This window comes from Lactiplantibacillus sp. B652 (assembly GCF_023806745.1).
Lineage (GTDB): Bacteria > Bacillota > Bacilli > Lactobacillales > Lactobacillaceae > Lactiplantibacillus > Lactiplantibacillus pentosus.
In genome coordinates, this window is record NZ_JAMSKY010000006.1 from 209,011 (window position 1) to 217,183 (window position 8,173).

General features: G+C 45.0%; 5 protein-coding genes and 1 pseudogene. 4 read left to right on the forward strand and 2 right to left on the reverse strand.

The window, feature by feature from the left end; all coding sequences use genetic code 11:
• Positions 1-3 precede the first annotated feature (3 nt).
• From MZO40_RS09435 to MZO40_RS09450, 4 genes are all read left to right on the forward strand, one after another.
• Complete coding sequence (locus tag MZO40_RS09435; protein WP_050340275.1) at positions 4-558, forward strand: TetR/AcrR family transcriptional regulator; 555 nt, start codon at positions 4-6, stop codon at positions 556-558.
• Positions 559-582: 24 nt separating this feature from the next.
• Positions 583-4,458: a YhgE/Pip domain-containing protein gene (locus tag MZO40_RS09440; RefSeq protein WP_105961594.1), complete on the forward strand. Its 3,876-nt coding sequence runs from the start codon at positions 583-585 to the stop codon at positions 4,456-4,458.
• 341 nt (positions 4,459-4,799) lie between these two features.
• A complete protein-coding gene (locus MZO40_RS09445) occupies positions 4,800-5,588 on the forward strand; it encodes an alpha/beta fold hydrolase (protein WP_105961595.1) in 789 nt (262 codons plus the stop codon).
• Between the two features lie 361 nt (positions 5,589-5,949).
• On the forward strand, positions 5,950-6,276 hold the full coding sequence (locus MZO40_RS09450) for a bacteriocin immunity protein (RefSeq protein ID WP_133305828.1): 327 nt from the start codon (positions 5,950-5,952) through the stop codon (positions 6,274-6,276).
• A gap of 112 nt (positions 6,277-6,388) precedes the next feature.
• Here MZO40_RS09450 and MZO40_RS09455 read toward each other — a convergent pair whose 3' ends face one another.
• Positions 6,389-7,783, reverse strand: coding sequence for an MFS transporter (locus MZO40_RS09455; protein ID WP_105961596.1), 1,395 nt, complete (start codon positions 7,781-7,783; stop codon positions 6,389-6,391).
• A gap of 285 nt (positions 7,784-8,068) precedes the next feature.
• Positions 8,069-8,173: pseudogene (locus MZO40_RS09460) on the reverse strand (IS5/IS1182 family transposase); the annotation flags it as partial.

Here is an 8,173-nt window from a genome sequence, read left to right on the forward strand (position 1 = left end):
GTGATGGGTATTTCAATTCGTACGGAGCTGGATTTACAGCGAGCGATGTACCAATTGTTGGAGCAACGTTCAATCTCACAAATAACGGTTGAGCAAATATGTAAGCAGGCATTTATACATCGCAGTAGTTTTTATCGATACTATACCGATAAATTTGATTTACTTCGGCAGATGGTCATGCACACGTTAGACGAGTTACTGGCAGTTGAACGGACAGATACGATGGGTTCCACCATCATGTCCGCGTTTATCGGCACCCACACGCAGGTGCTTCGCCACTTATTGGTGACGAACAACGAAGGCGACAATACGCGTTCACAGCAGGTGATCAACGACTGTTTTGTCACAGTCGCTCAGTCCGGGGCTGATGATCGGGTGTTCGCCATGATTCGCGACTCCCAACATCCAGATCTGACGGCGTACCTTGTCAGCGGTGTGATAACGAGCATTGTTCAGTGGCTCAATAACGGTCATCGCGATGGTCAGGCGGCCAGCACGCAAGCGATGATTCAAGAGACGCTTGCAACGGTATTCTCGCTCGAGCAGCATATGCATTAATTATTTGAAGGAAGGTTTCAGGTTGTGAAAATGATACGCGACGAATGGCGGTCAATTCGTCATAGCAAAATACTATGGATTTCAGTTTCAGTCATGATTTTGATCCCATTCCTATACAGCATCTTCTTCTTGAAGTCAGTATGGGATCCATATGGGGATACGCAAAACTTACCAGTTGCAGTCGTTAACCAAGATAAGTCAGTGAACTATCAAGGCCAAAAATTTGCAGTTGGTAAGCAAATGGTAACCAATTTAAAGAAAAACGACGATTTGGAATGGCACTTCGTTTCAGCCAAACAGGCACAACAAGGGCTCAAAAATCGGAAGTATTATACGGTCGTCACGATTCCAAGTGACTTCTCAAAGAATGCAACGACCATGACGGATACGCATCCGAAAAAGATGAACTTGCATTATGAGACTAACGAATCACTCAACTACATTGCGAAAGTTATTACCGATACCGGCGTTTCGCGTGTCAACAAGAGTATTCGCGCCGAAGTCACTAAGGCTTATGCGTTAGCCATTTTTAAGAAGATTCGAACCGCTGGCGACGGCTATCAAAAAGCAGCTGATGGCGCAACCAAGCTCAAAGATGGTGGCGTTGAACTCCAAGACGGTTTGACGACGTATACCACCGGGGTCCATACGTTGAAGGACGGGACCACTGAGCTGAATACGAAGGTCCAACAACTACCCGCTGGAATCGCAAAGTTAGCAGATGGCGGTAGTGCTTTGAAGACCGGTCTGGATACTTTGAATAGTAAGACCGGGGCACTAGCTAGTGGTGTCAGTCAGTTGAAGGACGGTTCTGGGCAAGTGACTAATGGGCTTGGAACGCTGAATGGTAAGACTGGGGCGTTGGCTAGTGGCGTGAGTCAGTTGGCGAATGGCTCTGGACAAGTTACTGCTGGGCTGTATACGCTGAATGGTAAGACCGGGGAGCTGGCCAGTGGTGTTAGTCAGTTGAAGGACGGTTCTGGGCAGGTGACAACCGGGTTGATTACCTTGCAAGGAAAAGTGGTTCCAATGGTCAGTGGTGTCAATCAACTGACTAATGGTTCGACAAAAGTTTCTGATGGCTTGCAACAACTTGGTTCAAAATTACCAAGATTGCAAATTGGGTCACAATCGATTACAGAAGGCCTGTTGAAGCTAGGGACTAATGCCGGAACGTTAGCGGATGGCGTTAAATTATTGACAGATGGTTCAGGCGAGGTCACCACTGGATTAGAAAAGTTAAACGGCCAAACGGGAACAATTAGCAAAGCAACTGATGATTTAGCAAACGGCTCAAAACAGGTTAAAGTCGGTGTTGCCACATATACGAATGGTGTTTATAAGCTGACGACTGGGTTGACGAAAATGAATAGTCAAACGGGAGAATTAACTAATAGTGTTTCGCAACTTTCAGATGGTTCGACAAAGTTGGCTAGTGGTGTCGCGGATTATACAAAGGGTGTTGATACTGCTAATAATGGTGCGAGCCAGTTGAAGTCAAATACCAGTGACTTAAGCAGTTCAGTTAACGCGTTATCAACCGGTGCTCAGACAGTAAATTCGAGCGTTAGTGATCTACAAACAAATAGTGCTAAGATTTCTGATGGGTTGAATCAGTTGTCAGAAGCGGCCACTGATTCCGCAACCAAAACGAAGATTGAAGCCTTAAAGACTGAAATGGCACAGTTTGAGCAGGCGTTGACAGCAAGTCAAAAAGAAATTGCCGCTAATAACAAAAACAGTAGTAATAGCGATGCATTAAATACTGCACTGAAGTCGTTATCAACGAATGTGGATGCTCTAAACACTTCCAATTCGACCACGCAAACTGATATTACGTCACAAATAAACAGTAAAATCGACGGTCTCAAGTCATCACAGAACCTGACTGATGCCCAGGTTGCTGCGATTAAAGCGAGTCTAAAGGATGTTGGACAGAGCACGACGACTAATGATAATGCACAACAAGTTCAGAACGTGAAGAGTAGTCTATCAAAGGTAGAATCATTAGTTGCAGAGAATAGCTCAGCAACCAGTAATTCAAACGCAGACTTAGTAACTGAATATGGGAAAATCGAAGCTGGGATGAATGCCATCATCTCAGATATTAATTCCACGACTTCGGGAATTAGTCAGTTTGCTAATGGCTCTCAACAAATAACCGATGGATTGAAGACATTGCAAACTGGTACAGCTGGGTTAAGCAGTGGATTGGCACAATTGAATGAGAAAGTTCCCGGATTGGTGAGCGGCATTGAATCGTTGTCAACGGGTACAAGTGCATTGACCACACAGTCAGCTAATCTTAACAAAGGCGCAAGCGACTTGAATAATGGTCTTTCCAAGCTTAACGACACTGTCCCAACTATTACTGGTGCAATTGGTCAATTAAGTAACGGTGGAGAACAACTGAATGCCCGCTCAACTGATTTGAATAAAGGAACGACGCAACTGGCAACCGGTGCTTCAGTGCTAAATGGCAAAATTCCAACACTGGTTTCAGGTGTTGAACAGTTGTTTAGTGGCTCTCAAACTGTTACAGGTGGCTTGAAGACCGTCAACGGTAACGTTCCCGCGATGATCACTGGTATCAATCAATTGAAAGCTGGTTCTCAAGCAGTTACCGATGGTGTTGGTACGACACGGGATGCAGTCGGTAAACTACAAGTCGGATCTAACCAAATCACGACTGGCTTGGTAAAGATGAATGGTCAAGTTCCTCAGTTAGTAAGTGGTGTGCAACAATTGAAAGATGGTTCTAGTAAGGTCACAAATGGCTTAGTTACCCTTAATGGTCAAGTGCCAGTTCTTACGAGTGCAGTGCAACAACTCTTTGCTGGTTCAAGTCAAGTTACTAATGGCTTAGTCACATTGAATGGTCAGGTACCTGTTCTAGTAAGTGGTGTGCAACAACTTTACGCTGGTTCAAGCCAAGTCACAAACGGTTTAGTCACATTGAACGGCCAAGTCCCAGTCCTAGTAAGTGGTGTGCAACAACTTGATACCGGTGCCGGTCAGTTAAATAGTGGCTTGCAAACATTGCAAGGTAGCACCGGGCAATTGACGAGTGGCGTTAGTCAACTAAATGACGGTGCCACCCAGCTTGATAACAACTCCGCCAAACTCTTATCAGGGACGAAGCAGCTCAAGGATGGTAACAAGACGCTCGCCACTTCCTTACAAGAGGGGGCGGATCAAGTTAACGCAACGCCATTAAAGAACGCGAATGCGAAAATGATGGCAGCGCCAACCAAGACGTCTTACAAAGACTATACGCACGTACCAAATTATGGTCACGCGTTAGCACCTTACGTTCTGTCATTGGCGCTCTATGTTGGGGCAATCGTCTTCAACTTCGCTTATCCAATTCGGCGGATTGCGGATGATGATGGTACGCCAACGCAATGGTTCTGGAGTAAAGTGGCCGTTGGTGGTCCCGTGGCACTTGCCATGGCGGTCATCGAAGCGACGGTATTACTTGTCGCTGGTTTGAAACCAATCAGTGTGCCAGAATACTACTTGACGGCAATCATGATTGCATTTGCGTCAATGTTCCTGGTCATGTTCTTATCGATGCTATTCGATAACCCAGGACGGTTTGTCGCGATGGTTATCTTGATGCTACAACTTGGTGGTTCTGGTGGGACCTTCCCAATGGAAATTACCAACAAGTTCTTCAACGTTATTCACCCATACTTGCCATTAACGTACTCGATTCAAGCGTTCCGGCAAGCATTGACAGGTGGTTGGGGCAATGGCATTTTCTGGTCATCAATCGTTGTCTTAGCAGGAATTACGATCGTGTCGTTAGGATTACTATGGGCTTCCATGGTCTTCCTGAAACAACACGATATGCAAGAACCCGCTGAGGCTGAAATTCAGATGAAAGCTGGTAAGTAATTACTGGTGATTTAAAATTATCGCGCTTCCAAGACGAAAAATCGCGTCTTAGGGGCGTGATTTTTCGTCTTAGAAGCCTTTAACCTAAAATTTCGTAGATGCTTTTTGGCTACATTTAAAGAAATTTGATTGTAGTTAAAAGCAGCTGTATCCCGCTCATTTGTTAATCACTATAAAAAACGGTTGTGACTTGGGACTAGCCTAATGTTAAGATTACAAGATGGATATTTTGAGGCGGATAAATGAGTAATTTAAATAAGCAATAATGACTAACGCGTTGAAACGTGATCTTTGAACTCGTGAAAGTTGATAGTCTGATTGCTGTGGAGGTGTAATAGAATATGTCTGAGTATGATCAACTAAAATTTCAAAGCTTTGGGTCAGGACGGTGTGTGCTCGTTTTCTTACATGGCTTTCCGCTGAATTCGAAATCGTTAATAAATAATTTTGAGCCTTATTTTGGTGAATCACAACAATTTACAAGAGTATATATAGATCTGCCTGGAATGGGCAAATCTCGCAATGTTTTATCAGATGACTCTGATCAAACTGTAGAAATGATTGTAAAGTTATTACAGGTTTTATTTTCGAATCGCCAATTAATTGTTATTGGAAATTCATACGGGTGTTATTTGGGTATCGGACTTTTAAAGAGCAGCTTGAACATAAGCGGGTTATTTTTGATTGCTCCAATGTTAATCCCTGATAAAGATCGTCGAAATGTCGAACATTTGGAGCATGCGTTGGTCACATTTCGAGAGGATTCAGATGAATATCAAGCTTTTTCGAGCACTAACTGTTTTTTGACGAAAGAGAAGTTCAACCTCTTCAAAGACGTTATTGACACGCCAATGCGTGAGAACCAAAGTAGATATTTTGCGCGTTTCGAAAAAAATAGTTATGCGTTTGTGAAAAATAATATTGAAATTACAGGGGATGTCCCAATCTGTATAATTGCTGGATTGTATGACAATATTGTGGGATATAAGGATTCAAAAAAATATGCACAGCAACATGAGAACGTCAATATTAAGGTAATCAATAATGCTGGTCATAATATACTGATTGATAGACCCGAATGCGTCGTGTCTTCTTTTAGGGACTTCTTACGGAATATACCAAGTCGTTAATATGAATTTACATTGTGTAAGGAAGTCAAACGGAGCGTTTATTCTCACTTTGAGGATGGCTAAATTGAGCCGGGAGAGTGTATAACAATTGAAGAAGGCAACCAGTTGCTTCAAACCCCCATATTGACAGGTTAATTATGCGTTCTAATATTCAAAAGTCGTTATTCTTGTCCACCAACTCTTTTTTCACCCTAAAGTAATTGCTATTTGAAAATTGCGCGGTACGATTTCAATATCAATTACTTCGAGATGACGGATAACAAATCCAAGTTACGAAGAGGCCGAATTGCCAGAGGTTGGCCTAGCCGTAACGATGGGGAATCAGAACCGGATTGAACTTAACAGAAACGTGGTGGGGCTTATGGATGAAGAGGCAGAATATTTTTTCCAGTTGATTGATCAGGCTTATGCCGAAAATCTAGAGAATCAGCCTAGTGGATATAAAAAGTGTTTGCTCAAGGCAGCAACGGATTTAAGCAATGGCAAAAGCGTCATCAAGGTTGCCACTGATATCTATCTGACTTGTCAAAAGGATTGTATCGTTCCGATGGGATTGCCACCGAAAAACCGAATGCTGCATGGCTTTATCCACGACAAGCTAAAATCACTCAGTCAAAAAGAGCTGCGCAACTTGAATATTGGACATGGTTTGATTGCCACTCATTTTACATTTGGGCCGTTTCTATAGCCTTTTCGATAAGACTCAATCAATCAAAACTCATACGACACAAAAGCCCAGGTCAGCGAATGACCTGGGCTTTTGTGTCGTATTATTAGTAATTTTATCTGACCGGTTCGTGTTAATGTTGGGCTGCTTCCAACCGCTTGACGCGCAAGACGCTGGCTAAAATGGCGATAGCCAAGATGAATAACAGGATGAAATCCAACTTGCTACCCATCACCGTGCCAGTGACCGTCGTATGATGAATTTCATAGCCGGAAATTACGGCGGACATAATACTGGTCCCGATTGAGCCAGCATACTGTTGCATCATACTGAACATGGAGTTCTGGTCTGACTTTTGCGGTAACGGCACGCGGGTACTACCATCTGAAATTGCGGTCCCAAAGCCGGTGTTAAAGCCGATTCGGAGCAACGCATAAATTGAGGCGATCAAGACGACGGTGAAGTGGTCGGTGGTCAACCAGAATAGGATGAGGGCGACACTGGCCATGATCGCACTGAAGGTCAGCAGCATCGTCGGACCTTGCTTGTCATAAATCTTACCCGCAATTGGACCGGTGATGGCCCCCACGATGGCACCGGGCAACATCATCAAGCCAGCCATCATCGCCGAGGCGCCGAGCACCGTTTGGGCGAATAGTGGTAAGACAAATGATAAGCCGATGTTGATAAATTGCAGGCCAAAGTAGTTGAACAGGCGGAGGCGTAATACGGGCAGTTTTAAAATCGAATAATCGATCAGCTTACGACGACCCTTGAGTGCGTATGTGACCATGATGGCAATCATCACAATACTCCAGAGGCACCAGCCACCAAAGTTCAGTGACAACCAACCGTGCGTTCCGGCGTTGTTGAATGTAAATAACAGACTAGTGAACGTCACGGCTAAGAGGAAGGCACCCAGAAAGTCGAACTTCTTGTCACCAACGCCGAGCGCCTCACCGGAAATGTTGATGGCGCCAAGAATGGCCAGCAACGCTAAAATCGGAACGATGCCCACGAAAATAGCGCGCCATGACCAGATACTCGTCAGGACACCACCGTATGTCGGTCCTAACGCCGGGGCTAGCGACACGATCACACTCGCCATTCCCGTGTAAGTTCCGAGCTTGCTCCGCGGGACGTTAGTAAAAATCAGCTGGAACATTAATGGAATCGAGATCCCCGTCGCAATTGCTTGTAAGAGCCGACCGGTCAATAACACCGGAAAGCTGGGGGCAATCCAGCAGAGAATCCCGCCGAGAAGACAAACGAGGGCGGCAAATAAGAAGAGGGGCTTCGGGTTGAAGCGTTTCAACACATATGCGGTGGTACTCATGACGATGGTGGTCAATAATAAGTAGCCGGTCGTCAACCACTGAACGGTATCGAGCGAGACGCCCATCGTTTTGATCAACGTGGGAAACGTCACGTTCATGGAAGTTTCCACGAGGATACCGACAAATGAGAGCAGGCCAACGGATAGGATGGCGAGCTTCGTTTTTAAAGTAACGGTACTTGGTTCAGACACAATTAAACACTCCTTAATCGATAATTGGCGTATTTTGGACAGCTCACCAAGCCCAATCGGACATGTAGTCAAGCCTGTTAAGTAAGTACTCACGCGACTTGACCAGTCATGCCGGTGATGGCCGATGGGCGCGATATTCGGTCAAAATGTTCGCTCAACTGCCGCTGACCATCACCGAATGGCGCTCAAGAATCCACCGCCTGCGAGTGCCGTCAATGTGCTGCGCGACGGTGGAATTTGACCATATAAAAGGACGATCGCCTGGACCGTCCCGTTAGAACGTGTTTAGAATCTTTTCAAGAGTATTCGCAGGAAGGCTAAGCTAATCATCATCTTACTGGTGTTCAGCTTTCGCTCACAATTGCGCCAGAGGCGCCGATATTTTCCTAG

Coding starts and splice junctions, on each gene's coding strand:
- MZO40_RS09435 (WP_050340275.1), top strand. CDS start 4: ATGGGTATTTCAATTCGTACGGAGCTGGATTTACAGCGAGCGATGTAC.
- MZO40_RS09445 (WP_105961595.1), top strand. CDS start 4,800: ATGTCTGAGTATGATCAACTAAAATTTCAAAGCTTTGGGTCAGGACGG.
- MZO40_RS09450 (WP_133305828.1), top strand. CDS start 5,950: ATGGATGAAGAGGCAGAATATTTTTTCCAGTTGATTGATCAGGCTTAT.